The organism is Pseudomonas sp. H3(2019) (genome assembly GCF_007713465.1).
In the GTDB taxonomy this organism is placed as follows: Bacteria; Pseudomonadota; Gammaproteobacteria; order Pseudomonadales; family Pseudomonadaceae; genus Aquipseudomonas.
The window spans coordinates 65,981-89,999 of record NZ_VMSG01000022.1; the positions used below are offsets into that span (position 1 = coordinate 65,981).

Annotated in this window: 23 protein-coding genes; 2 read left to right on the forward strand and 21 right to left on the reverse strand. The window is 59.2% G+C overall.

Going from position 1 to position 24,019, the window contains the following annotated elements; genetic code table 11:
- Nucleotides 1-3: 3 nt before the first annotated feature.
- The 11 genes from FPT12_RS20825 to FPT12_RS20880 form a co-directional block, all read right to left on the reverse strand.
- Nucleotides 4-3,054 carry an efflux RND transporter permease subunit gene (locus tag FPT12_RS20825; protein WP_145019426.1) on the reverse strand — a complete coding sequence of 1,017 codons (3,051 nt, stop codon included), beginning with the start codon at nt 3,052-3,054 and terminating at the stop codon, nt 4-6.
- Complete coding sequence (locus FPT12_RS20830) at nt 3,051-4,121, reverse strand: efflux RND transporter periplasmic adaptor subunit (RefSeq protein ID WP_145019428.1); 1,071 nt, start codon at nt 4,119-4,121, stop codon at nt 3,051-3,053. Before FPT12_RS20830 ends, FPT12_RS20825 begins: the two co-directional genes overlap by 4 nt.
- A complete protein-coding gene (locus FPT12_RS20835) occupies nt 4,118-5,218 on the reverse strand; it encodes an efflux RND transporter periplasmic adaptor subunit (protein WP_145019431.1) in 1,101 nt (366 codons plus the stop codon). Before FPT12_RS20835 ends, FPT12_RS20830 begins: the two co-directional genes overlap by 4 nt.
- Nucleotides 5,219-5,516: 298 nt before the next feature.
- Nucleotides 5,517-6,401 (reverse strand): transporter substrate-binding domain-containing protein, encoded by an 885-nt coding sequence (locus FPT12_RS20840; protein ID WP_145019434.1) that lies wholly within the window; start codon nt 6,399-6,401, stop codon nt 5,517-5,519.
- The gene (locus FPT12_RS20845; RefSeq protein WP_145019437.1) at nt 6,398-7,180 is read right to left on the reverse strand and encodes an amino acid ABC transporter ATP-binding protein; all 783 of its coding nucleotides are present in this window, start codon (nt 7,178-7,180) and stop codon (nt 6,398-6,400) included. Before FPT12_RS20845 ends, FPT12_RS20840 begins: the two co-directional genes overlap by 4 nt.
- Nucleotides 7,177-7,836, reverse strand: a complete 660-nt coding sequence (locus FPT12_RS20850; protein ID WP_145019440.1) for an amino acid ABC transporter permease — start codon at nt 7,834-7,836, stop codon at nt 7,177-7,179. Before FPT12_RS20850 ends, FPT12_RS20845 begins: the two co-directional genes overlap by 4 nt.
- Nucleotides 7,817-8,482 carry an amino acid ABC transporter permease gene (locus FPT12_RS20855; protein ID WP_145019443.1) on the reverse strand — a complete coding sequence of 222 codons (666 nt, stop codon included), beginning with the start codon at nt 8,480-8,482 and terminating at the stop codon, nt 7,817-7,819. The genes FPT12_RS20850 and FPT12_RS20855 overlap by 20 nt, the downstream gene beginning before the upstream one ends.
- A gap of 526 nt (nt 8,483-9,008) precedes the next feature.
- The gene (locus FPT12_RS20860; RefSeq protein ID WP_019691162.1) at nt 9,009-9,791 is read right to left on the reverse strand and encodes a MetQ/NlpA family ABC transporter substrate-binding protein; all 783 of its coding nucleotides are present in this window, start codon (nt 9,789-9,791) and stop codon (nt 9,009-9,011) included.
- A 288-nt stretch (nt 9,792-10,079) separates the two neighbouring features.
- On the reverse strand, nt 10,080-11,015 hold the full coding sequence (locus FPT12_RS20865; protein ID WP_145019445.1) for a sigma 54-interacting transcriptional regulator: 936 nt from the start codon (nt 11,013-11,015) through the stop codon (nt 10,080-10,082).
- Between the two features lie 56 nt (nt 11,016-11,071).
- A complete protein-coding gene (locus FPT12_RS20870; RefSeq protein ID WP_145019448.1) occupies nt 11,072-11,653 on the reverse strand; it encodes an alpha/beta hydrolase in 582 nt (193 codons plus the stop codon).
- Between the two features lie 538 nt (nt 11,654-12,191).
- The gene (locus FPT12_RS20880; RefSeq protein ID WP_145019454.1) at nt 12,192-13,265 is read right to left on the reverse strand and encodes a fatty acid desaturase; all 1,074 of its coding nucleotides are present in this window, start codon (nt 13,263-13,265) and stop codon (nt 12,192-12,194) included.
- A gap of 100 nt (nt 13,266-13,365) precedes the next feature.
- On the opposite strand from FPT12_RS20880, the gene FPT12_RS20885 reads away from it, so the two are divergent.
- Nucleotides 13,366-14,370 carry an AraC family transcriptional regulator gene (locus FPT12_RS20885; protein ID WP_145019457.1) on the forward strand — a complete coding sequence of 335 codons (1,005 nt, stop codon included), beginning with the start codon at nt 13,366-13,368 and terminating at the stop codon, nt 14,368-14,370.
- On the opposite strand, the gene FPT12_RS20890 is transcribed toward FPT12_RS20885, so the two are convergent.
- The 4 genes from FPT12_RS20890 to FPT12_RS20905 all read right to left on the reverse strand — a co-directional run bounded on the left by FPT12_RS20890 (nt 14,371) and on the right by FPT12_RS20905 (nt 17,141).
- Nucleotides 14,371-15,603 (reverse strand): type II toxin-antitoxin system HipA family toxin, encoded by a 1,233-nt coding sequence (locus FPT12_RS20890; RefSeq protein ID WP_145019460.1) that lies wholly within the window; start codon nt 15,601-15,603, stop codon nt 14,371-14,373.
- Complete coding sequence (locus tag FPT12_RS20895) at nt 15,596-15,844, reverse strand: helix-turn-helix domain-containing protein (protein WP_145019463.1); 249 nt, start codon at nt 15,842-15,844, stop codon at nt 15,596-15,598. The genes FPT12_RS20890 and FPT12_RS20895 overlap by 8 nt, the downstream gene beginning before the upstream one ends.
- A 156-nt stretch (nt 15,845-16,000) precedes the next feature.
- On the reverse strand, nt 16,001-16,366 hold the full coding sequence (locus FPT12_RS20900) for a response regulator (protein WP_145019467.1): 366 nt from the start codon (nt 16,364-16,366) through the stop codon (nt 16,001-16,003).
- An 88-nt stretch (nt 16,367-16,454) separates the two neighbouring features.
- Entirely contained in the window at nt 16,455-17,141 is a 687-nt protein-coding gene (locus tag FPT12_RS20905; protein ID WP_145019470.1) for a Crp/Fnr family transcriptional regulator, read from the reverse strand.
- A gap of 85 nt (nt 17,142-17,226) precedes the next feature.
- On the opposite strand from FPT12_RS20905, the gene FPT12_RS20910 reads away from it, so the two are divergent.
- Complete coding sequence (locus FPT12_RS20910; protein ID WP_145019473.1) at nt 17,227-17,751, forward strand: DUF962 domain-containing protein; 525 nt, start codon at nt 17,227-17,229, stop codon at nt 17,749-17,751.
- A gap of 100 nt (nt 17,752-17,851) precedes the next feature.
- Here FPT12_RS20910 and FPT12_RS20915 read toward each other — a convergent pair whose 3' ends face one another.
- The 6 genes from FPT12_RS20915 to dibA form a co-directional block, all read right to left on the reverse strand.
- Nucleotides 17,852-18,841 (reverse strand): sulfate/molybdate ABC transporter ATP-binding protein, encoded by a 990-nt coding sequence (locus tag FPT12_RS20915; protein WP_145019476.1) that lies wholly within the window; start codon nt 18,839-18,841, stop codon nt 17,852-17,854.
- A 3-nt stretch (nt 18,842-18,844) separates the two neighbouring features.
- On the reverse strand, nt 18,845-19,717 hold the full coding sequence (gene cysW, locus FPT12_RS20920) for a sulfate ABC transporter permease subunit CysW (protein WP_145019479.1): 873 nt from the start codon (nt 19,715-19,717) through the stop codon (nt 18,845-18,847).
- A 13-nt stretch (nt 19,718-19,730) separates the two neighbouring features.
- Entirely contained in the window at nt 19,731-20,549 is an 819-nt protein-coding gene (gene cysT / locus FPT12_RS20925; RefSeq protein ID WP_145019482.1) for a sulfate ABC transporter permease subunit CysT, read from the reverse strand.
- 70 nt (nt 20,550-20,619) lie between these two features.
- On the reverse strand, nt 20,620-21,633 hold the full coding sequence (locus FPT12_RS20930) for a sulfate ABC transporter substrate-binding protein (RefSeq protein WP_145019484.1): 1,014 nt from the start codon (nt 21,631-21,633) through the stop codon (nt 20,620-20,622).
- Between the two features lie 74 nt (nt 21,634-21,707).
- On the reverse strand, nt 21,708-21,890 hold the full coding sequence (gene oscA / locus FPT12_RS20935; protein ID WP_007941032.1) for a sulfur starvation response protein OscA: 183 nt from the start codon (nt 21,888-21,890) through the stop codon (nt 21,708-21,710).
- Nucleotides 21,891-22,044: 154 nt separating this feature from the next.
- Nucleotides 22,045-23,970 (reverse strand): phosphodiesterase DibA, encoded by a 1,926-nt coding sequence (gene dibA / locus FPT12_RS20940; protein WP_145019487.1) that lies wholly within the window; start codon nt 23,968-23,970, stop codon nt 22,045-22,047.
- Nucleotides 23,971-24,019 lie beyond the last annotated feature (49 nt).

Consider the following 24,019-nt stretch of genomic DNA (forward strand, 5'->3'; position numbering starts at 1 on the left):
TCATTACGAGGACTTCTTCGGCTCCTTGATCTTGTACCAGGCCACATACAGCGCCGGCAGGAACAGCAGCGTCAGCAAGGTGGCAACAATGATCCCGCCGATCATCGCGTAGGCCATCGGCCCCCAGAACACTTCCCGGGCAATCGGGATCATGCCCAGGCAGGCCGACGCGGCGGTGAGCAGAATCGGTCGGCGACGGTGCTCGGTGGCTTGCACTACGGCGTCCCACGGTGAATATCCGTTGCTCTCGAACTCATCAATCTGAGTCACCAGAATCACCGAGTTGCGGATGATGATGCCGATCAGCGCCAGGATCCCGAGAATCGCCACAAAGCCCATCGGCGTCCCCGTCGGAATCAGCGCCAGCGCCACACCAATCAAACCCAGCGGCGCGACACTCGCCACCAGAAACAGCTTCTGCACGCTGTGCAACTGGATCATCAGGAAGGTCGCCATCAGAAACAGCATCAGCGGCACGACTTTGGCGATCGGCCCTTGGGCCTTGCCGCTTGCTTCGACCGTACCGCCGGTAGCGACCTTATAGCCCACCGGCAACCCGGCAGTGAACTTCTCGATCGCAGGTTTTAGCAGCATCACCAGGTCGGTCGGTTGAATCTGGTCGCGCACCGCCGCCTTGATGGTGACGGTCGGTTGGCGGTCGCGACGCCAGACCAGCGGCTGCTCCAGTTCATAACGCACGGTGGCAAAGGCCAGTAGCGGGATCGACGTTCCGCTGGACGTGACGATTTGCAGGTTTTGCAGGGTTTCCGGCGTACCGCGCTCGGCGTCCACGGCACGCCCGACCACATTGATCAGGTAGATATCATCATCGACCTGGGTCACCGCCGAGCCACTGACGATGCTGTTCATCAGGTTCGCCACGTCTACGGACGACAACCCGAGTTGCCGCGCCTTGTCCTGGGCGATGTCAATGCGCAGGACTTTGCCCGGTTCGTTCCAGTCGAAAATGATCTCGCCGATGTGCGGGCTCTTGTCCAGCTCGCTGGCCAGGTCGATGGCGTGCTTGCGCACCTGATCGATGTCTTTGCCACTGACCCGGTACTGGATCGGCCGGCCTACGGGCGGCCCCATCTCCAGGGCTTGCACAAAGCTGCCAATGCCGACGAAGTCCTTGCGCAGGCGTTCGCGCAAGCGCTCGCTCAGCACCTGTCGGGTTTTGAAATCCTTGCTGACGATCACCAGTTGCGCGTAGTAGGGGTTCTGCAATTGCTGGTCGAGCGGCAGGTAGAAACGAATCGCGCCCTGGCCGATGTAGCTGCTCCAGCGCACGATGTCCGGATCGCCCTTGAGGGTCGCTTCGAAACGGTCGACGGCCCTGCGGGTTTCATCCATCGAGGCGTTTTGTGGCAGGTTGAGATCGACGAGGATTTCCGGGCGATCCGACGACGGGAAGAACTGGTTCTGCACGAAACGCATGCAAAACACCGCCAGCAGAAAGCACAGCACCGTAATGCTGATCGCCCACCAGCGGTTGCGCATGCTCCACAACAAGCCACCGTTGAACGCCTTGCCGATGCGCCCGGGCTCCGCAGCATGCGGTTTCACGTTGGCGCTGAGGATGTGCACGCCGATCACCGGGGCGAACAGCACCGCGACGATCCACGACACGAGCATGGCCGCGGTAAGGACCGCAAACAAGGTGAAGGTGTACTCACCGGCGGAGCTGGCGTTCAGGCCTATCGGCACGAAGCCCGCGACCGTTACCAGGGTCCCGGTCAGCATCGGAAACGCCGTCGAGGTGTAGGCAAACGTCGCCGCCTGCTCCTTGGTTTCGCCCATTTCCAGGCGCGTGACCATCATCTCGACGGTGATCATTGCGTCGTCCACCAACAGCCCCAGGGAGATGATCAACGCACCGAGGGAAATCCGCTGCATGGTGATGCCGCTGTACTCCATGAACACGAAGACCACCGCCAGCACCAGCGGAATCGAACACGCCACCACCAGCCCGGCACGCACGCCAAGGCTGATGAAGCTGACCGCCAGCACGATGATGACCGCCTCGAACAACGCACTGGTAAAGCCACCGACCGCCTCCTCCACCACTTCAGCCTGATCCGACACGTTGTGCACACCGACGCCCACCGGCAGCTCGGCTGTCAGTTCGTCTATGCGCTGGTGCAGTGCCTTACCGAAGACCTGAATGTTGCCGCCCTTCTGCATCGCAATTGCCAGGCCGATGGCCGGCTGGCCGTTGAAGCGGAACATCGGTGACGCCGGGTCGACGTAACCACGGCTGATTTCAGCGATATCGGCCAAACGGTAGAAGCGATCGTTGAGCCGAAGATTGACCGTCTCCAGGTCTTTTTCCGAGGCGAACTGCCCGGAGGTGCGCACGGAAATCCGTTCTGGACCGGCCTCGATCACCCCGGCCGGGGTCACGGCGTTCTGGGTTTGCAGGCTCTGCACCACCTGACGCTGGTCGATGCCGAGTGCCGCCAGTTTGCGGGTGGAGAAGTTCAGGTAGAGCACTTCATTCTGCTGGCCGACCATCTCGATCTTGCCCAGTCCCGGTATGTCGCGAAGCTCGGCGCGGGCCTGCTCGACGTAGTCGCGCAACTCGCGCATCGACAGGCCGTCGGAGGTAAAGGCGTACACCGAGCCAAATACATCACCGAACTCGTCGTTGAACGACGGGCCCTGTATGCCCTGGGGGAAGGTGCCGCGAATGTCGTTGATCTTCTTGCGCACCTGGTACCAGATTTCCGGGATGTCCTTGGCACTGGTGGTGTCACGCAAGTTGACGTAGACCGTGGATTCGCCGGGCCGGGTGTAGCTCTTCACGTAGTCGAGCGAGTCGAGCTCTTCGAGTTTTTTCTCGATACGGTCAGTGACCTGCTTGAGGGTTTCTTCCTGGGTCGCACCGGGCCAGCGGGTCTGGATCACCATGGTTTTGATGGTGAAGGACGGGTCTTCTTCGCGCCCCAGATTGAGGTACGAAAAAACGCCCATCAGCAAGGCGACGAACATCAAATACCAGATGAAGGACTGATGCTTGATGGCCCACTCGGATAAGTTGAAGCTCCCTTTCATTGTGGGCTGCCCTCGTCGACTTTGACTTTTTGCCCCGGTTTGAGGCTGTTCACACCGGCGCTGACCACTCGTTCACCACTTTTGACGCCGTGCGCGAGGATTACGCTGTCGGTGCCACGACTGAGCAGGGTGACGTCTCGTGGGGAAACCGTCTGGGTCTGTTTGTCGACCACCCAGATACGGGTTTTACCGTCGACTTCCTGCAAGGCCGTCAGCGGCAATTCGATACGCGGCTCGATGGCCGAACTCAGGGTCACGCTGATCGCCGTACCAAGACGAAAACCCCGCGGCGTCTCGGCCAGGGTCAAGCGAGCGCGGCGAGTTCGGGTCGCGCTTTGCGCCTGCGGCTCGATCTCGCGGATGGTGGCAGTGCTGTGGATACTCGGGTCAAGTTGCGCCGCAACTGCAAACACCACATCGACGGGCAATTGCTCGGCGAGGCCCGCCGGCAGATCGATGACCGCTTCCTTGATGTCGGGCCGCGCCAGCGTCACCACTTGCTGGCCGGCCGTTACCACCTGTCCGGCCTCGGCGTTCCAGGCCGTCACGATCGCGGCGTGATCGGTACGCAGCTCGGTGTAATTGAGCTGGTCCCGGGCCTGACTGACCGCCGCCCTGGCCTGGTCCAGTGAAGCCTGGGTGGTTGTCAGGTCGGTCTGGGCGATGTCCAGATCCGCCTGAGCGCCCACCCCCTTGTTGAACAGTTCCTGCTGACGGCGTGCATTGGCCTTGGCATTGATCAGCTGCGCCTCGACTTTCGCCTGATCGCCTTGGGCGGCACGTAACTGGTTCTGCTGATCGGTCGGGTCGAGGGTTGCCAGCAACGCGCCCTTCCTGACTTCGCTGCCGACATCCACATTGCGGCTGGCGATACGTCCGGGCACACGGAAACCAAGGTTGCTTTCGTAGCGCGCCTGAATGCTCCCGGCGAAACGCCCGAGGTCCTGCTGGTCAAGAGAATGCACTTCGATCGACAGCACCGGGCGCACCGGCTCCGGGGGTACTTCCTTTTTCGAGCAGGCAGCCAACAGCAGGCCCATCGAAAACAGCAGCAACACGCGCTTCATGGCTGGGCCCCCGTCGAACCTTCGGCGAGCGGCGTAACGATCTCGACCAATACATCGGGGTGCAACAACTGGCCGCCAGCCGTGACGACTTTTTCGCCCCCCTTCAGGCCTTCGCTGATGACCACTTTGCCGGTCAGGTAACGCCCCACTTTGACGGCCTGCAACTGTGCCTTGCCATTGGCGTCCACCCACCACACCGCCGGATCACTGAGGTTCTTGGTCAGCGCTGCCCAGGGCAATTCGATCACAGACGTGCCCGGCACCTGGGCCGTGGCACTGACCACCGAGCCCAACCGCATGCCTTCGGGCAATGCGCTGAGGGTGACCTTGACCTGCACTGTACCGGTTTGCGCCGAAACCGCCGGGGTAATTTCGCGCACCGTGCCGGTGGTGTTGATCTTCGGGTTGTCGAGCAGGCTGACCACCACCGAGCGGTTCGATGGCGGCGCGCTCAACAGCGATTCGTAGACATTGAACACCGCGTCACGCTCGCCATCCCGGGCCAGGCTGAAAATCGGCACCGTGGCCTGCACCACCTGGCCGACTTCAGCCTGACGCGCCGTAATCACACCGGGCGCGTCGGCAATCAGCGCGGTGTAACTCAGTTGCTCGCGGGCATTGGCCAACTGCGCCCGTGCTGCGGTCAACGCGCTTTGGCTGCTGCGCAATGCAGCCTGTGCGGAATCGTATTCGCTTTGGCTGGTGTAACCCTTGGGCAAGAGTTTTTGCTGGCGGACGAACGCGGCAGCAGTCTGTTTGACCCGAGCCTGCTCGGCGACCACTTGGGCCTGGGCCGAATCAACACTGGTCTGCAGGTCTTTCGGGTCGAGTCTGGCCAACACTTGTTTGGCCGAAACCCGATCGCCGACATCCACCATGCGCTGGATGATCTTGCCCGCTACGCGAAACGACAATTCGGTCTGAACCCGCGCCTGAACATCCCCGGTCAGGGTCACCGAAGCGGCGAAATTGGTCGGTTGAACCTCTTGCACAAACACCCGCGGGCGTTCCTTCTCGACCGGCTTTTTATCGCCGCACGCGGCCAGCAGAGCAAACAGGCTCAGGCCAACGATACATTTCAATCCGAGACCAGCCATGCAAGCTCCTTTGCGTGATACGGGCGGGCGTGATGCGGGCGGACACGTGACGGTACGAGTGAGAGCTTAGATCAGGGTTTGGCTACTGCACCCGGAGACTGAAAAATCGAGGGGGTATGGCAATCGGGCGCCTTGTGGCGAGGGGGATGGGCTGGATACACCTGCGTGGAACTGGCCGGACTGAACCTACATAGATCGTTCCCATGCTCCGCGTGGGAATGTAGCCAGGGACGCTGAGCGTCCGGTGAGGCATTCCCACGCAGAGCGTGGGAATGATCATCACGGCAAAGGTCTGGACTTACCCCTGCCACTTCCCGCCTTCGACAATCACGCTCTCAGGCTGGGTGTCATCGCTCAGTTCTTTACGCACGTACTGGTCGTAAAGCTTGAGCAAGTATTTATCTTCACCCAGCTTTGCCAGCTCGGCGTTGACCCAGTCACGCAGTTCGATATTGCCCTTCTTTACCGCAGGCGCAATCGGTGCCTCGGCACCCAGGGTCTCCGTCAACACGCGGTAGCCCGGGTTCTGTTTGGCCCAGCTGAACAGCACCAGATTGTCTTGCGCGTACGCATCGCCGCGACCGCTGGCCAGGGCTTGCAGTGACTCGGTGTTTTTCTCGAACTTCAGCAGCTTCCAGTCCGGGTGGTTCCTGGTCAGCCAGATATCGGCAGTGGTGCCGGTGGTGACGATAGTGGTGCGGGTTGCCAGGTCATCGAGGCTTTTGACCGTGCTTGCCTGCGGCACCAGCGCCTGCACCGCAACCTTGAGGTTCGGGTTGGTGAATTCCACCGCTTCCTTGCGCTCCAGGGTGACGGTCATGTTGGCGAGGATCAGGTCGACCTTGTCGCTTTGCAGGAACGGAATCCGGCTCGCCGGCTCGACCGCGACGAACTCGACCTTGTTCTCGTCGCCCAGCAGATCCTTGGCGAATTGACGGCCGATATCGGTATCAAAACCCACGTAGCGCCCGGCTTCATCGACGAAGCCGAACGGCGGTTTGTCGGTGAACACACCGACGATCAGCTTGTCCCGTGCCTTGATTTTCTCCAGGTAGCTGGCCGCAGGCGCCGCGCTGGCGGTAGAGGCCGCAGGCTTGGCGGCTTGTTCGGATTTGTTGCACCCGGCCAGCAGCGCGAGGCCGAACAAGGGGAGTAGCAGCAGTGAAGACTTGGCAGTTTTCATGAGGGTTCCAGTTCCTTTGCAAGTGTCTTTTTAGGCAGTGCTTCGACGTAGGAGAACTTCTCCAGGAACTGCTGCGCTCGTGCGGTTTGCGGGTTCGTAAAGAAAATCTCGGGGGGGTTTTGTTCGAGGATGCGCCCGGCATCCATGAACACAATGCGGTCGGCCACCGCGCGGGCGAAGGCCATTTCATGGGTGACGATCAACAGCGTCATGCCGTCGCGGGCCAGGCCCTGAATCACTTCCAGCACTTCCTTGACCATCTCCGGGTCAAGGGCGGCGGTGACTTCATCGAACAGCATCACCTGCGGGTTCATGCACAGTGAACGGATGATGGCGATGCGTTGCTGCTGACCACCGGAAAGCTGGCGCGGGAAAGCCTCGCGCTTGTCTGAAAGACCGACTCGTTCGAGCAACGCCAATGCTTGCTCCCGGGCTTCACGCAGTGGACGTTTTTGCACCTTCAGCGGGCCAAGCAAAAGGTTGTCGAGCACGCTCATGTGTGGAAACAGGTGATAGCTCTGGAACACCATGCCGATCTGCTGACGCACTTCGCGCCAGTCGGTGGCCTTGCTCAGCAACTCGCGCCCGGCAAAACGCAGCTCGCCGCTGTGGGCGACTTCCAGACCGTTGAGGCAACGCAGCAAGGTGCTTTTACCGCAGCCGCTGGGGCCGAGGATGACGATCACTTCGCCGGTTTCGACGCTCAAGTCGATCCCGTTCAGAACCTGATGCTCACCGAAGAACTTGTTGAAACCCTTGAACTCGATCAATGCGCTCATGCTTGCGTCCAGCGCCGTTCCAGCACGCGGGAAGCGGCCGAGAGCGGGTAGCAGATAAAGAAGAAAAACAGGAACAACGCGCCGTAGATCAACACCGATTCGTAGGTGCGCTCGATGATCTGCTGGCCGACCTTGATCACGTCGACCACGCCGATCAACACCGCCAGCGAACTGGTCTTGATGATCCGCGTGTAGACGTTGATGGTCGGCGGCGTCATGCGTTTGAGTGCCTGGGGCAGCAGCACATAACCGAAGAGTTGCGGGCCAGACAGCCCGATCGACAAGCCCGCTTCACGCTGGCCGCGGGGCAAGGAATGCAACGCACCGCGTACCACCTCGCCGACTTCGCTGGCGCCCCACAACGACAACACCAGCACCGCGCACCAGAAACCCGGCAGGCTCAGGCCGAAAAAAATTGGCAGGCCGAAGAACAGCAAATACAGCCAGACCAGCACCGGGATTGCCCGGAACAGCTCCAGATAAACCCGCAAAATCGCCTTCAACCACTTCGAGTTCAGGCTGCACAGCACGCCGTAAAGCACTCCGCCCAGCGTGCTGATGGCGATGCTCAAAAACGAAATCGACAAGGTTTGCGCAGCGCCTTTGCCTAACTGCGGCAAGGACACCCAGAGCAATTCAAGACCCGAACTGGCCATGCTGGAGCCTCCTTTCCAGACGGCTGAGCAGCAGCGACAACGGCAAGAACAGCAGCACGCAGATCAGCGTCAGCACGGCGAGCATTTCGTAGGTTTTGTAGTACAGCGCGATGTAGCTCTTGGTGGTGTAGAGAATCTCCGGCACCGCCACCGCCGAGATCACGGTGGTCTCCTTGAGCAGGAAAATGAAGTTGGCGAACAGCGATGGCAAGCTGAGGAGCCCCGCTTGCGGCAGGATCACGTAACGCAGCAATTGCCAGTGGGACAGGCCGATGGAGCGCCCCGACTCCAGTTGTGCCGCAGGTACCGCTTCAACGCCGGCCCGCAGCACCTCCGTGAGGTAGGCACCACCAAGAAAGGTCATGGTGATGATCGCCGCCGCAAACCCGGACACCTTCACCCCAAGCGCTGGCAACGCGAAGTACACGAAGAACAGTTGAATCAGCAGCGGGGTGTTGCGCGCCAGTTCCACGTACAACGCCACCAGGCGCTGCAAGTACGGTGTGCGGAACACCAGGAGCGTCGCGTTGATCAGGGCTACCAGCAACGAAGTGCCGATGGCGATCAGACCGACCTGCAGTGTCACGCCCACGGCGCGCAGAAACGCCGGCAGGGTGCTGAGGATAAAAGCGTAATCGAACGTCATTGAAGATCCTGAACGCCGCAGGGTAAGCGACGGTGGCGCAGTCCATTGAGCTGTCGATAACAGCCCGGCAGGAATCGACTTTAAAGGTATAAAAATAAACATTTAAATACCGATAGAGCATATTGATATCACGCAAAAAACTATCTGCTGGAATGGCGGCGACAGCGGGAGACAGCTATTTTCCTTTGCGCTGTAGGAGGGATCTTTTTTTCAGATTGCCCCTCCAAGGACGAGCAGCGTGCGGCCACACTCCCCCGGCCGAACCATCACAAGGACGATAAAAATGGCAGATGTGCAAACACCCCAGCGGCTGGATCCGCAGGACATCGTGAAGTTATTGGCGGCGTTGCGCCGGGCGTTGAAGGCCAGAGTGGCCTGATGATCGTTCCCACGCTCTGCGTGGGAATGCAGCCAGTGACGCTCTGCGTCACATCCAGAGCCGAACGCGGAGCGTCCGTAGAGGCATGATCACGCCGACGCTATCGAAAGCCGTCGGCGTTGAAACTTTGAAGGGTTTACCGCTCAATCAGAACGCCGGCAGTACCGCGCCGTTGTACTTCTTGGCGATGAATGCCTTCACTTCAGGGCTGGTCAGGGCCTTGGCCAGTTTCTGCATCGCTGCGCTGTCCTTGTTGTCTGGACGCGCGACCAGGAAGTTCACGTAGGGCGAATCCGCACCTTCGATCACCAGCGCATCTTTAGCCGGGTTCAGACCCGCTTCCAGCGCGTAGTTGGTGTTGATCATGTCCAGGTCGACCTGATCCAGCACACGCGGCAGCATCGCCGATTCCAGTTCCTTGAACTTGAAGTTGTGCGGGTTCTTGGCGATGTCTTTCGGGGTAGCCAGGGCGTTTTTTGGGTCTTTCAATTCGATCAGGCCGGCTTTCTGCAACAGGATCAGCGCACGGCCGCTGTTGCTGCCTTCGTTCGGGATAGCGATGGTTGCGCCGTCTTTCAGCTCAGCCAGGGTTTTGACCTTTTTCGAGTAGCCGCCGAACGGTTCGACGTGGACGCCGATCACGGTCACCAGGTGAGTGCCTTTGCCTTCGTTGAAGCTTTGCAGGTACGGCAGGGTCTGGAAGTAGTTGGCGTCCAGACGCTTCTGATCGACCTGCACGTTCGGTTGTACGTAGTCGGTGAAGACCTTGATTTCCAGATCCACGCCTTCTTTGGCGAGGGTTGGTTTGATCAGCTCGAGGATCTCGGCGTGCGGCACCGGCGTTGCGGCAACCACCAGTTTTTCGCCAGCCTGGGCCAGGCCCGCAGTCAGGGCAGCCGCCAATGCGGTGAACAACAGAACCTTTTTCATGCAGTGTCCTTATTTGTCGTTATCGACAACGGCTAAAAAATGAAATGCCAGTGAAGTGCTATCGCTGGTGTGGTGCGGACAATACCGAGATTTTTTATTCCCGAACAATATCTTTTATTCACTTTCATATTCCATTTTGTTCATACAGGCACCACACACTTTGTAGCAGCTGCCGAAGGCTGCGTTCGGCCGCGCAGCGGTCGTCATCCAGACACCGCATTTGCTCAGCAAAAATGAGTTCGATCATTTTGCGTCTGCTAGGCAGCCGAACGCAGGCTACGCCAGCTGCTACAGGATTTGCGTCAGTCTTATCAGCCGGCTTTTTAAAGCGGATCGCTCGTCAACAGTGCCGTTTTTGATCACTTGCGCCACCTGCTGCTCGACCTGCTCCAGCGGCGAGGGTGTTAGAGGTAAATTCAAATGCGCAGGCAGAATCTCCTCGCCACTGCTCACCAGCAACGCAAAGTGAATGACGTTCTCCAGCTCACGGGTATTGCCCGGCCAGCTGTGTCGCTCCAGAACCTGCTGTGCCGCGTCGCTGATAAACGGCACCGGCAGGTCGAGGCGCTGGCTGTAGATACCGAGGAAATACTCGGCCAGTGATTGAATGTCACCGACTCGCTCACGCAAGGCCGGCAATTCGAGCTGACCTTCGCTGAGGTAGTGGTAGAGCCGCTCATGGAATTTACCGGCCGCCACGGCTTGTGCCAGATCGATGCTGGTCGCCGCCACGAGTCGCACATCCACCGGGCTCGGTTGCTGGGCACCCACGCGGGTGACTTCGTGATTCTCCAGGGCGGCGAGCAGTTTGATCTGAATCGGCAACGGCAAATCGCCGATTTCATCCAGGTACAACGTCCCGCCATTGGCCGAACCAAACCACCCGGCGCGACTGCTGGCCGAGCCGCTGAAGCTGCCACCGGCATAACCAAACAACTCGGCATCGGCGTAGGTCGGGCTAATGGCGCCGCAGTTGACCGACACGAACAAACCGCCACGATCACTGGCGCGGTGAATGTGCCGTGCCAACAGCTCTTTGCCACTGCCGGTTTCACCGCGAATCAACACCGAGATCGAGCGCGGCGCCAGTTGCTCCAGCTCTTGGCGCAGCTGACGCGAGCGTGGGTCGACGAACACCAGCGCCTTGGCGCGAATGCTCAACGGGCTTTTTTCAGCGTCGGGAAAAGTCAGCAAGGGCTGACCGAAAGACTCATGCAAACTCATGGCAGACTCCCGCCCATAACCGCCGGGAGACGGGGGCGTTTAAATAAAAAAGAGGTTCAAGCGCGGCGCAGGGCGTGCTGTTCCATGCGGTTTTGCAGGCGATACAGGTAGGCGAAACCCTGTTCCCAACGATGGTGGCCGGACTTCACGTTGATGTGCCCGGCCCCCGCCAGAATCCCCGCCTCAGCGCCCCAGTTACGTGCCAGTTCAAGCGCCCGTGGAGCGCTGACGGCGGCATCGTTGTCGGAGCTCACAACCTGGCTCGGGAACGGCAGCAGGTGCGTCGGAATCGGTGCAAAATTGCGCAACGCTGGCGCGCAGGCCGGGCGTTCGACGTCGGCAGGCGCAACCAGCAAGGCCCCGCGAACCTGACGCAAAGCCTGCAACGGCGCAGCGGCCGCCCAATGGGCAACGGTGATGCAGCCCAGGCTGTGGGCGATCAGGATCACCGGTGTGCTGTCGGCATCAATCGCTTCGGCCAGCGCCGCGACCCAATCTTCACGGCGTGGCGTCAACCAGTCGGCCTGCTCCACCCGTGCGCTGTTCGGCAGGCTGTTCTGCCAATGGCTTTGCCAATGATCATCTGGCGATCCTTGCCAGCCCGGCACAATCAGGTAGCGAATTGATTCGTTGCGCATGGGGAGCTCTCCTGTGCGTGTCTGTTCCTGATCGAGTATAGGGACGGGATTTATATTCGTTAAGGAATAAGAAGATATTTATTAATATCTATATCGAATATAAAACCTGCCCCTGTGGGAGCGAGCTTGCTCGCGATAGCGGCAAATCAGTCACCATCAATGTTGAATGTGGCGGCGCCATCGCGAGCAAGCTCGCTCCCACAGGGTTACTGGTTGGCAGTTGATTCAGGACAAAAAAAGGGGCCGCACCCTGCCAAGGAGACGGCCCCGGAAATCGAAAATCTGTTAACCCGTGGTAATCACCGACAGCTCGGTAATCTTCAAATGTTTAACACGGACAGGTTGCGGTTCAATGAATAGATCCGCCTGCGCCTGACGCCCCCACGTGACCGCTTCGACGGATGAATCATCGCTTCAATTACTTATCCCCTAAAGTAATATTTTATGATTTATATATAATTTTATCGTATAAAAAAATCAGCATTTCCTGCCAGCGCCCGGAATCAAAGGGCTGCCGAGGAACACGCCTGAGAACGATCTACGCTTGAGCTTCCCGCACCGTTTCGATTGTCTGCAGCTCCTTGCGCACAAACCGGTTCGCCCGCCCAAACGTGCCAAAATCATTGAAGCGCACGCCCATCTCGTGCATCACCTTGTGCGCCACCGGCACGGTCAGCTGGCGGATATAAAACGGTTCCTTCACCACAAAATGATGGACGCCATGGCTGCTGCCGAAGTTGAAGCAGAACGCCTGCAACGGCCACATCCACCATGGATTGAGCACCTGGGTCTGCTGGATCACGTTGCCCGGCTCGATGTCGCCGTAGTAATGCATATTCGAGCTGACGAAGTGCAGGCAAAAGGTGCGCAGCACGTTCGGGCCGATGATCACCACGGCGGCGATATCAATCACCTGCATCACCGACAGCGTGGTCGCCGACCACTCCACCGAGGTTCCCAGCAAACACGCAATGCCGTTGGCCGCGTGGAAACCAAGAAACAGGTACCACGCCCCCCAATGCACCAGCGCCAGTGGCGCGTAAACCTTCAGCGTGCGCTTGATGATGCTGAATTTATGCGTCCAGGTCTTGGCCCGCAGCATGCGGATAAACGCCGACATCACGTTGTCGCCGATCATCAGCAAACGCGCGATGCCCCAAGGCTCGCCGTTGGTGATAGCGCGTTCTTCCATGTCGGCTTCACTGCCGGACACCTTGTGATGGTTGAGGTGCAGATGGCGGCGGATCCACGGGTTGATGGTGCTCGGCCGCGCCAGCCAGACCAAGCCCATCATCAGGTTGTGCGGCACGCGTTGCTTGCGAAAATACATGCTGTGAATCAGGTCGTGTTCCAGCTCATGGGTCAGCGATGCAAAAAACGCATTCAGCAGCAAACACACCCACCAGGCCATGTGCCCGGTCATGTAGAGCGCCGCCGAGCCGATTATCCCGGCCAGGGCGAAGGCCAGAATGCCCGCGCCCAACGCGTCTTGATGATTGAGAATCGGGTAGCGTTGACGCAGTTCGACACCGCGGGCGAGCACCACTTCACGAATATGTGCTGATCGTTGTTGTGCATTCAGGCGTTCAGGACTTGCAGAAGTACCGTACATGCTTCCATCCTTTAGTTATTGATGTTCGCATCCTGCCCTGTGCGATTGCTTCGGGCGTTAGCTGTGAACGCCAACCTGTTGACCGGAAGCGCCAATCATCATGATTGAACCTACCTCACTCGCCAGCTGGACCCGCGCTTTGCGCAAGCAACTCGACGCCCTCGGCCTCGACAGCCACGCGCTGTGCCTGCAAGCCGGGCTCGACCCAAAACTGATGGACGACCCCAATGCCCGCTATCCGTTATCGGCCACCACCCGACTGTGGGAACTGGCGGTCGAGGTCAGCGGCGACCCGGCGATTGGCTTGCGGGTTTCGCGGTTCGTCAGCCCGACCACCTTCCACGCGTTGGGTTATGCCTTGGTGGCCAGTGGCAGTCTGCGTGAGGTGTTCGAGCGCATCGTGCGGTATCACCAGGTGATCAGCGACGCCTTGGACCTCGAACTGACCCGTGGCGAAGACCGCTATTACTTCACCCTCAAGGTTCCCGAAGGCAGCCCGGCGCCAGCACGGGAAGCGATCGACGCCTTCGCCGCGATCTACGTGCGCACCTGTCGCAACCGTCTGGGCCGGGACTATGCGCCGCTGGCGGTGTACCTGCGTCGCCCGGAACCGGTCGACCCGAAACAATGGCACGCGGTGTTCCGCGCGCCGATCTTCTTTGCCGCTGACGAAGACCGGCTGGAGTTTTCCATCGAAGACTTCGAAAGCCATCTGGATGACGCCAACCCGGAGCTGGCCGAACACAACGAAACCGTACTCAAGCGCGCCCTGACGCAACTGCGCCTGCTGACCTGGGAGCGCAAGGTGCTCGATGCCATCGAAGCACAACTGCCGGAAGGCGAACCCAGCGCCGAACGTATCGCCGAGACCTTGCACTTGAGTTTACGCAGCTTGCAACGGCACCTGGCGGACGAAGGTTGCCGGTTCGATACGCTGCTCAATGAGTGTCGTGAAAATCTGGCACTGCTGCACTTGCGAGACCCGCAGTGCTCGTTGAGCGAAATCAGTTATCTGCTCGGATTCGCCGACACCAGCAGCTTCAGCCGTGCCTTCAAACGCTGGACCGGGATGACGCCGGGGCAGTTTCGGGATGGGTTGCGGTGATCAGCCTTTCACGAGACTGCGCTCAACGCCTGATTTCCACTGCTCCAACATCGCTTCACCCACCTCAGAAAAGGCACTGTTTGCCTTGATGTAATCAACCATCTCAGCCATCGCTACCTCCATCCCGTGGGCGACTTGCTGCAGCAGTTCATTACAACGCCCCTCGGTCAGGCTGCAGGCAGACCGACCAAAACGCATCAGCATTTTGTATTTGGGCCATGCCTTTGATCCACCCAACAGCAACGCCATGCTGTCTGTCTTGATGTAGACCGAGGTTGTGACGATGTCATAGGCCGGAGCAAGGCTGATTTGCGCATCGGCGCCGCAGTGCTCGTAAAGCACACCGAAGTTCTTGAGGTGGGCGTCGCCATTTTTCAGACCGGATGACAGGACAACGATCTTGAAAAATGACTCAAGGGCCCGGTTAAGCAAGGACGGGGAGACAAATTCCTTGATCTGCCTGGCGGCACCTTCGTATGAGCCATCGTATTTTGCCCTGGAAGGCCAGGCATTGAGCACGCAGAAATCTTCAAAGCCCAGATAGCCCTGGTCATTCAGATCGAAGCGTTCGACGACCAGAAATTTGCCGCGCTCGCTGAGCTCGAACTTCGGTACCTCAAGACCCGAATGCAATGCAGCCCGCATACAAAAGTATTCGTTGGCGGCCAACTCAGGGTATTCCTCTGGACGGAAGGTCTTGACCAGATGAGTTGCCCCTCGATGGGTCAGGCGATCGACGGTTGTCGCGCTGTCACGGACAAGCACTTTGGGCTGCACACCGGAAACACCCGAATACTGACCATAGGTGTGCACCAGATCTTCAAACAAACCCTGAGCACCGTCATGCACCAGTAGGTCCGCAAGGCAGGTTTCAGGTGGCCGGTCGCTTGCATCCTGGGTGTCTGCAATCCCCAGCCGCCCCAGTTGATGCGGACCGATGATCGCTAGCATCGCGAAGTCGTCAAACCCTCGAACCGCCTTGCTGAAACGACGAACCAGCTCATCGCGCAGAGAGCCTTCCGGCAGATTCATTTCGAAAACCGGTGGCACTCCTCTTTCCCACGTATAGCTCTCGAGGCGAGCCGGCATGGTCAGCGAGACGGCGTTTTCTTCCAGCACGTCTTCGGTGTAGGTAAACACTGAATCAATGCGAGACTGACTGCGGCCCAGAGTTCCTACCGGGGTGCCGGACACACTGATATGCAACCTGTCCCTATCCTGCGATTCAACCATGGAAGTTTTCCTTTTTCAGGGTATCCAGAGTCGGACGCTTCGATTGCCGGGGCACGGCCGCGAGCTCGTACCCAAAGCCGTTGAGAATTGCTTCAACCTTGCGGATACCGATTTCGGAGAGGGTGTTGTTCTCGATACCCGAGATCGTGGCACGGCTCATGCCATACTGCTTTGCCAGGTCTTGTTGTGACAGCTTTCGCTCTTTACGTAGCAATCTGATCAGTTCGCCAAGGCTTTCCATTCGAACCCCATGCATCATATACAGTGCATTTCTAATAAATAGCTAAATATGCATCATATTTAATGCATTATTAAGGCAAAGTTTAGCTCATTTTTTCGCCTGACTCGCTCCGCAGGTTCGTGTTAATCATCAGGGACCCGAGGCGCCCAAGAGACCTCAGCGCCCTCGATCACGTCTGAGCAACTTGCGCACCCGCGCCACCAGCTCGCTCACCGCGAACGGTTTGAGCAGGTAGTCATCCTCATGCAGTTCCAACCCGCGCAGCCGGTCTTCAATACCATCGTGGGTGGTCAGGAACAGCACCGGCGTTGCGCCGAGCTGGCGGATCTGTTGCAACAGCTGCCAGCCGTTGAGGCCGGGCAGCATCACGTCGAGGATGATCAAATCGTACTCACCCGCTTCGATGAAGCGTCGACCGGCCATGCCGTTGTCCGCCACATCCACTACATAACTGGCTTCGCTCAGGCCCTGGGCCAGAAGTTTCGCGGTCTCGGGTTCGTCTTCCACTAACAGCAAACGCATGGCACACCTCGAATAATCGTAAACACAGGCTAGGCGCCTTGGTGCACAAAGCCCATCACTAACGGTTATTTCGGATGAGGCGGCCGACTCAGACGCTCGCCATCGCCCGCAACCGACCTGCATCGAGGATCTCTATCTCGCCATAACTCAGGTTGAGAATGCCCTGGTTCTCCAGGTCCTTGAGGATCTGGTTCGTGGTCTGCCGCGACAGCGAAAGCAACAACGCCAACTGCTCCTGCGGCAGCTGCAAGGTGCGCCGTGCCGGTTCGATCTCACCGTAGCCGTCGGCGATCATCAGCAAGCGATGCGCCACGCGGGCCGGGGCCGGCAGCAGCGTCAACTGTTCGAGATTGATGAACGTCAGGCGCAACTTATGGCTCATCAGCAACGCCAACTGGCGCCAGTGTTGCGGGTGCTCTTCGAGGAAGGCGAGCAACGGGGCCTGGGGGATGTGCAACAGAATGCAGTGGCCCACGCCATAGGCGTCATGGGTGCGTGGCTGGCCATCGAACAGACTGATTTCGCCGAACCAGTACGGCGGCTCGATCAGGCTCAACAACGCCTCCTTGCCCTGCTCACTCACGGCGCCCACGCGTATCGCACCTTCGAGCACCGCGTACAGACCACACGGCGGATCACCGCGCTTGAACAGCCGTTGCCCCGGCGACAACCGCCGCACGCGGGCCAGGGACAGCAGACTATCCTGTAACAAGGGCGGCAAATGGCTGAACCACTGGCCTCTCATCAGGCGTGACCGCCAGGCCTGCATATCCATGAAAACTCCGAGATGATTGTCGTCTGGCTGACAGAGCAACGACGGACCGCAGGGCATGATCGAGATCCCTACAGGAGGAATAACAATGAAAAGCCTCGTTGACCACCTCAGTCAATACGCCGCATACCACCGTGACCCGCGCAACATCGCCAGCCACTTCATTGGCATTCCGCTGATCGTGGTCGCCGTCGCGGTGTTGCTGTCACGGCCAGGATCGCCGGTGGCCGGGCTCTGGCTGTCTCCAGCGGCGCTGTTGGCGCTGGCCTCGGCGTGGTTCTATTTGCGCCTTGAAGTGCGCCTTGGGGTGGTGATGACAGTGCTACTGGGCCTGTCCGTTTGGCTAGGCCAGATTCTCGCAGCGCACAGCACCTTGCTCTGGTTGAGCAGTGGCATCGCGATGTTTGTGGTCGGCTGGGCGATCCAGTTTGTCGGCCATCACTACGAAGGACGCAAACCGGCGTTTGTCGATGATGTGACGGGATTGATCGTCGGGCCGTTGTTTGTGGTGGTGGAACTGGCGTTTTTGCTGGGGTTGCGGCATGAGCTCAAAGAGCAGATCGAGGCGCGGGCTGGCGGGGTACGGGTCAATCGCAAGAATGCGGCAGTCTGAAAGATCATTCCCACGCTCCCGCGTGGGAATGCAGCCCGTGACGCTCCGCGTCCAGAGCGTCCGGTTAGGCGTTCCCACGCAGAGCATGGGAACGATCTGTCTAGAGATTGGCGACTTTCTGCCAGACCTTGGGCTTGAAGAACAACGTCTCGCCCTTGGCCAGCCCGGTCAGGCTGTCGTGATCTTTCACCACTTCCGCTTCGATCAGTTCGCTCTGACCTTCGACCTTCAAGGTGATGCGGGTGGTCGCACCCAGCGGACGGATATCGCGCACTAGCGCCGCGTGGTGATCGTCCAGCTCGGTGCGCGACAGCGACACTTCGTGAGGACGGAACAGCACGTGGTTGTCGTCGCCCAGGTGCAGACGGTTCGAATCACCGAGGAAGTGATACACGAAATCGCTGGCCGGGTTTTCGTAGACGTCGCCCGGTGAACCGATCTGCTCGATCACACCCTTGTTCATGACCACGATGCGGTCGGCCACTTCCATCGCCTCTTCCTGGTCGTGAGTCACGAATACCGAGGTCAGGTTGATGTCTTCGTGCAGCCGCGCCAGCCAGCGCCGCAGCTCTTTACGGACCTTGGCATCCAGCGCGCCGAAAGGTTCGTCGAGCAGCAAGACTTTCGGCTCAACCGCCAAGGCACGGGCCAAGGCGATGCGCTGGCGCTGACCGCCGGAGAGTTGTTCCGGGTAGCGATCCGACAGCCAATCCAGTTGCACCATGTTCAGTAGTTCGTGGACTTTGACCGCGATCTGGCTTTCGCTCGGACGCTGGTTTTTCGGCTTCATGCGCAGGCCGAACGCGACGTTGTCGAACACGGTCATGTGGCGGAACAAGGCGTAGTGCTGGAACACAAAGCCGACGTTGCGATCACGCACGTCGTGGCCGGAGACGTCTTCGCCGTGGAACACGATACTGCCAGCGTCCGGGGTTTCCAGGCCGGCGATGATCCGCAGCAAGGTGGTTTTGCCGCAGCCGGACGGGCCAAGCAAGGCCACCAGTTCGCCGCTCTGGATGTCCAGGTTGATGCTGTTCAGCGCCTTGAAGGCATTGAAGTTCTTGCTGACATTACGGACTTCGATCGACATGACTTATTCCTCCGCGGCGCTGGCGCGCAGGCGGTTAATACGGTTTTCGCTCCACTGCTTGAGCAGCAGGATGAAGAGCGCCAGGATCAGCAACAGGCTCGCAACGGCAAACGCGGCAACGTGGTTGTATTCGTTGTAGAGGATCTCGACGTGCAGCGGCAGAGTGTTGGTCACCCCGCGAATGTGCCCGGAAACCACCGACACCGCACCGAACTCGCCCATCGCCCGCGCGGTACACAGCACCACGCCGTAGATCAGGCCCCACTTGATGTTCGGCACCGTCACGTGCCAGAACATCTGCCAACCGTTAGCACCCAACAACCGCGCGGCCTCCTCTTCCTGCGTGCCTTGCTCCTGCATCAGCGGAATCAGTTCACGCGCCACAAACGGCACGGTGACGAAAATCGTCGCCAGCACGATGCCCGGCAAGGCGAAGACGATCTGGATATCGTGGTCCTGCAGCCACGGGCCAAAAATCCCCTGGGCACCAAACATCAGCACGTAGACCAAACCCGCGATCACTGGCGATACCGAGAACGGCAAGTCGATCAGGGTCACCAGCATGCTCTTGCCACGGAATGAGTATTTGCTCACGCACCAGGCCGCGCTGACGCCGAACACCAGGTTCAACGGCACCGAAATCAGTACCGCAATGACGGTCAGCTTCAGGGCCGACAAAGCATCCGGTTCGAAGATCGCGGTGAAGAACGCGCCGAGGCCCAGCTTCAAGCCCTGGGACACCACGATGAACAGTGGCAGCAACAGGAACAGCGCAAAAATCAGCCAGCCGAGGCCAATCAGAATCAGCCGCGAGGTAGCACTACCGCGACGGGCGGCATTGGCCGAAGACGCGGCGGCAATAGACGATTGGGACATTTTTCGCGCCTCCTTATGGGGTTTCGATGCGCCGCTGCAACAAGTTGATCAGCAGCAACAGGACGAAGGAAACCACCAGCATCAGCACGCCAATGGAGGTCGCGCCGGTGTAGTCGTATTGGTCGAGCTTGACCATGATCAGCAACGGCAGGATTTCGGTTTTCATCGGCATGTTGCCGGCAATGAAAATCACCGAGCCGTACTCGCCAACGCCCCGGGCGAACGCCAGGGCAAAACCGGTCAGCCAGGCCGGCAGCAACGCCGGCACCAGAACGTAGCGAAACACCTGCAACGGCTTGGCACCCAGGCACGCGGCGGCCTCTTCGATCTCTCGCGGGATGTCGGCCAGTACCGGCTGCACCGTACGCACCACGAACGGCAACGTGACGAAGGTCAGCGCCAGGGTGATGCCGAGCGGCGTGTAGGCGATCTTGAACCCCAGATCCGCCGCGAACTGCCCGACCAGACCGGTCGGCGTGTACAGCGCCGTCAGCGCAATACCGGCCACGGCCGTCGGCAATGCGAACGGCAGATCGATCATCGCGTCGATGATCTTGCGTCCGGGGAAGGTGTAACGCACCAGCACCCAGGCCAGCAACGTGCCGATGATGCCGTTGATGATCGCGGCGTACAGCGCGGTGCCGAAACTGAGCTTCAATGCCGCCAGCACCCGTGGCGCCGAGATGATTGCCCAGAACTGATCCCAGGTGAGTTGAGCGGCATGCACGAACATCGCCGCCAAAGGTATAAGCACAATCAGACTGAGGTACACCAAGGTGTAGCCCAGCGTCAGCCCGAAGCCGGGTATGACGGGGGAGATACGACGCGACATAAAAGTCCTTGGTTAAGAGCGCGCAAAGCCCCGACGGTGAGATCGGGGCTCGTTTATCAGCTATTTCAGGTTACTGCGCCTGATAGATCTGGTCGAACACGCCACCATCATTGAAGAATTTCGGCTGGGCAGATTTCCAGCCACCGAAATCCTTGTCGATGGTCACCAGCTCCAGAGTCGGGAACTGTTTGGTGTACTTGGCGGCCACGTCCTTGTCACGCGGGCGGTAGAAGTTTTTCGCAGCAATTTCCTGACCGGCCGGGCTGTACAGATGCTTGAGGTAGGCTTCGGCGATTTGCTCGTTACCCTTCTTCTCGGCGTTCTTGTCGACGACCGCTACGGGCGGTTCGGCGAGGATCGACAGCGAAGGCACGACGATGTCGAACTTGTCAGCGCCGCCCTGTTCTTTCAGCGCCAGGAAGGCTTCGTTTTCCCAGGCCAGCAACACGTCACCCTGACCATTGTTGACGAAGGTAATGGTCGAACCGCGAGCGCCGGTGTCCAGCACCGGGACGTGCTTGAACAGGGTTTGCACGTACTCTTTGGCCTTGGCTTCGTTACCGCCGTTGGCTTTCAGGCCATAGGCCCAGGCGGCGAGGAAGTTCCAGCGCGCACCGCCGGAGGTTTTCGGGTTCGGGGTGATCACTTCAACACCGTTTTTGGTCAGGTCGCCCCAGTCCTTGATGCCTTTGGGGTTGCCTTTGCGCACCAGGAACACGATGGTCGAGGTGTACGGCGTGCTGGCGTCCGGCAGGCGTTTTTGCCAGTCGGCCGGCAGGGTCTTGCCGAGTTTGGCGATTTCGTCGATGTCACCGGCCAGGGCCAGGGTCACCACATCGGCCCGCAGACCATCAATCACCGCCCGGCCCTGTTTGCCCGAACCACCGTGGGATTGCTGGATCTTCACGTTGTCGCCAGCGTGCTCTTTCTTCCAGAAATTGATGAACTCGGCGTTGTAGTCCTGATACAGCTCGCGGGTCGGGTCGTACGACACGTTGAGCAGTTCATAATCCTTGGCAACCGCGACACCTGTAAAAATGGCGCTGGCCAGAGCGGCCAAAGCGTAACGGCGAATCGACGACATGGTGCAGCTCCTGAATTTTTTTGTGTTGGCTGTTCTTATGGTTTCCGGAATCGGGTTGCCCTTTGAGTAGTGCTTCAGCTCGGCTTGTTGCCTGGGTTCTGCAAACGGAATTTCTCTTTGCGTTCGATCTGAACCACCTGCGCGTTGTGCACGGTGATTTCTACTGCCCCAAAGCGCAGATCGCGCAATGCGCTCTGGATCTCGCGCAGAATGGTTGCTTCGTCCTGGCCGTCAACGCTACGTAGAGATGCGCTCATGGTGCTGCTCCTTCAATGAGATGTGCCTGGCAGTGGCGGCACTGCTTACGGCGTGAGGGCAATAGTAGATAGGCGCAGATATTCTTAAAAATACTATTTAAGAATGTTTATATAACTGAAAGACTGATCGTTCCCACGCTCTGTGTGGGAACGATCAGTGCTGAAAAATCACTGGGGCCCGCGCCCAGTCCAGCTCATGAGCCGGCATCGGCCGACCAAACCAGTAACCCTGGCCCAGATCACAATCCTGTTCGAGCAGAAACGCCGCCTGCTCGACCTGCTCGATGCCTTCGGCGTGCACCTGCATGCCCATGCTTTGCGCGAGGGCGATGATCACTCGGACGATCGCCGCATCGTCCTCATCAAACGGCAGGCCAGCGACAAAGCCCTGGTCGATCTTGAGTTTCTGCACCGGCAGGCGCTTGAGCCGCAGCAACGATGAATACCCCGTGCCGAAGTCATCAATGGCCAGCCGCACGCCCAGTTCGCGCAGACGATGCATTTGTTCCAGCGCGACTTCCGGATCGTCCATCACCGCGCTTTCGGTCACTTCCAGCTCCAGGCACGCCGGGTCCAATCCCGTGTCGTGCAGCACTTGGGCAACCCGCTCAAACAGTTCGCGCCGGGCAAACAGGCGGGTAGAAACGTTCACCGCAATAAACGACAACACCACCCCGGCGTTCTGCCAGGCACACATCTGCTGGCAGGCCTGTAGCATCACCCACGCATCAATCTCGGCGATCAACCCAGTGCGCTCGGCAATCGGAATGAACTCACCCGGTGGCACCAACCCGCGCTGCGGATGTTGCCAACGAACCAGCGCTTCAACGCCGATCAACCGGCTGATCTTGAGGTCATGCACCGGCTGGTAGTACACCCGCAACTCCTGCTGCTCCAGCGCGCGGCGCAATTCGAAGGCCATCTCGACCCGGTGCTGGGCGTGGGCGGTCAACTCCTCGGTGTACAAGGCATAACCGTCGCGCCCCGAACTCTTGGCCTTGAACAACGCCGAATCGGCATTGCGCAGCAATTGTTCGGCGCTCAGCGCGTCGCTGGGGAACAGGCTGATACCGACACTGGCGTTGATGAACAACGGGTGAGCCGCGATGAAAAACGGCTCTTTCAGGCCCTCAATGATCCGCTGCGCCAACGCGGCAGCCTGCACCACTTGCGGACAGTTCTCGGCCAACACGGCAAACTCGTCGCCACCCAACCGCGCCAGCGTAACACCGGGGCCAAACAGGCCTTGCAGACGCACCGCCATCGCTTTGAGCAGTTGATCGCCAACGTTATGCCCGAGGCTGTCGTTGATCATCTTGAAATGGTCCAGATCGATCATCAGCAACGCACACCCGCGCTTGTGGATCTGCGCCGACGCCAGCGCCTGCTCGACGCGATCACTGAACAGCAAACGATTGGGCAGGTCGGTCAGCGGGTCGTGGTGCGCCAGATGCGCGAGTTCATGCTCGGAGTTCTTGATCGCACTGATGTCGGAAAACACCGCCACATAGTGGCTGAGCTGGCCGCGGTCATCGTGAATGACCCGGATGGTCTGCCATTGCGGATAAATTTCACCACTTTTGCGCCGGTTCCAGACCTCGCCGCTCCATTCGCGGGTGCGTTTCAGACTCTCGAATATTGCTAGATAGAAATCCGGCGGATGATGGCCAGACTTGAACAGGTTGGGACTCTGGCCCAACACCTCTTCGGCCTGATAACCGGTGATGTCCATAAAGGCCCGATTGACATGGACGATCATCCTCTGGCGATCAGTGACCAACACCCCTTCACGGGTGCAATCGAACACCGCCTGCGCCTGGCGCAATCGAGTGCGATCTTCGTTACGGTGGCGCAATTTGGCGCCGAGCCCGAGAAAACACAGCAAACGAGCCCGGGCAATGAAGATAAACCCGGCGCTAAGCACCACCCAGACATAACCGTTGATCAGTTGCCATCGCTGAAGATCAGCGGATCCATCGAATAAATTGGTTAATAAATAACCAGTGGATTTCAACCAAACGACAGAAAACACCAGGTAGAGCAGCGCTGCACGCAAGGCATCGCGATAAGAAGCAGACATGCGGTCATCCATGGCCTTACAAAAAAGGTTGGAATTATAGATTAAAGAA

Coding starts and splice junctions, on each gene's coding strand:
- FPT12_RS20840 (WP_145019434.1), bottom strand. CDS start 6,401: ATGAAAACTGCCAAGTCTTCACTGCTGCTACTCCCCTTGTTCGGCCTC.
- FPT12_RS20870 (WP_145019448.1), bottom strand. CDS start 11,653: ATGCGCAACGAATCAATTCGCTACCTGATTGTGCCGGGCTGGCAAGGA.
- FPT12_RS20915 (WP_145019476.1), bottom strand. CDS start 18,841: ATGTCGATCGAAGTCCGTAATGTCAGCAAGAACTTCAATGCCTTCAAG.
- FPT12_RS20830 (WP_145019428.1), bottom strand. CDS start 4,121: ATGAAGCGCGTGTTGCTGCTGTTTTCGATGGGCCTGCTGTTGGCTGCC.
- FPT12_RS20880 (WP_145019454.1), bottom strand. CDS start 13,265: ATGTACGGTACTTCTGCAAGTCCTGAACGCCTGAATGCACAACAACGA.
- FPT12_RS20895 (WP_145019463.1), bottom strand. CDS start 15,844: ATGGAAAGCCTTGGCGAACTGATCAGATTGCTACGTAAAGAGCGAAAG.
- FPT12_RS20865 (WP_145019445.1), bottom strand. CDS start 11,015: ATGAGTTTGCATGAGTCTTTCGGTCAGCCCTTGCTGACTTTTCCCGAC.
- FPT12_RS20850 (WP_145019440.1), bottom strand. CDS start 7,836: ATGGCCAGTTCGGGTCTTGAATTGCTCTGGGTGTCCTTGCCGCAGTTA.
- FPT12_RS20845 (WP_145019437.1), bottom strand. CDS start 7,180: ATGAGCGCATTGATCGAGTTCAAGGGTTTCAACAAGTTCTTCGGTGAG.
- FPT12_RS20825 (WP_145019426.1), bottom strand. CDS start 3,054: ATGAAAGGGAGCTTCAACTTATCCGAGTGGGCCATCAAGCATCAGTCC.
- FPT12_RS20910 (WP_145019473.1), top strand. CDS start 17,227: ATGAAAAGCCTCGTTGACCACCTCAGTCAATACGCCGCATACCACCGT.
- FPT12_RS20835 (WP_145019431.1), bottom strand. CDS start 5,218: ATGGCTGGTCTCGGATTGAAATGTATCGTTGGCCTGAGCCTGTTTGCT.
- FPT12_RS20900 (WP_145019467.1), bottom strand. CDS start 16,366: ATGCGTTTGCTGTTAGTGGAAGACGAACCCGAGACCGCGAAACTTCTG.
- FPT12_RS20905 (WP_145019470.1), bottom strand. CDS start 17,141: ATGGATATGCAGGCCTGGCGGTCACGCCTGATGAGAGGCCAGTGGTTC.
- cysW (WP_145019479.1), bottom strand. CDS start 19,717: ATGTCCCAATCGTCTATTGCCGCCGCGTCTTCGGCCAATGCCGCCCGT.
- dibA (WP_145019487.1), bottom strand. CDS start 23,970: ATGTCTGCTTCTTATCGCGATGCCTTGCGTGCAGCGCTGCTCTACCTG.
- FPT12_RS20885 (WP_145019457.1), top strand. CDS start 13,366: ATGATTGAACCTACCTCACTCGCCAGCTGGACCCGCGCTTTGCGCAAG.
- FPT12_RS20930 (WP_145019484.1), bottom strand. CDS start 21,633: ATGTCGTCGATTCGCCGTTACGCTTTGGCCGCTCTGGCCAGCGCCATT.
- FPT12_RS20855 (WP_145019443.1), bottom strand. CDS start 8,482: ATGACGTTCGATTACGCTTTTATCCTCAGCACCCTGCCGGCGTTTCTG.
- FPT12_RS20860 (WP_019691162.1), bottom strand. CDS start 9,791: ATGAAAAAGGTTCTGTTGTTCACCGCATTGGCGGCTGCCCTGACTGCG.
- FPT12_RS20890 (WP_145019460.1), bottom strand. CDS start 15,603: ATGGTTGAATCGCAGGATAGGGACAGGTTGCATATCAGTGTGTCCGGC.
- oscA (WP_007941032.1), bottom strand. CDS start 21,890: ATGAGCGCATCTCTACGTAGCGTTGACGGCCAGGACGAAGCAACCATT.
- cysT (WP_145019482.1), bottom strand. CDS start 20,549: ATGTCGCGTCGTATCTCCCCCGTCATACCCGGCTTCGGGCTGACGCTG.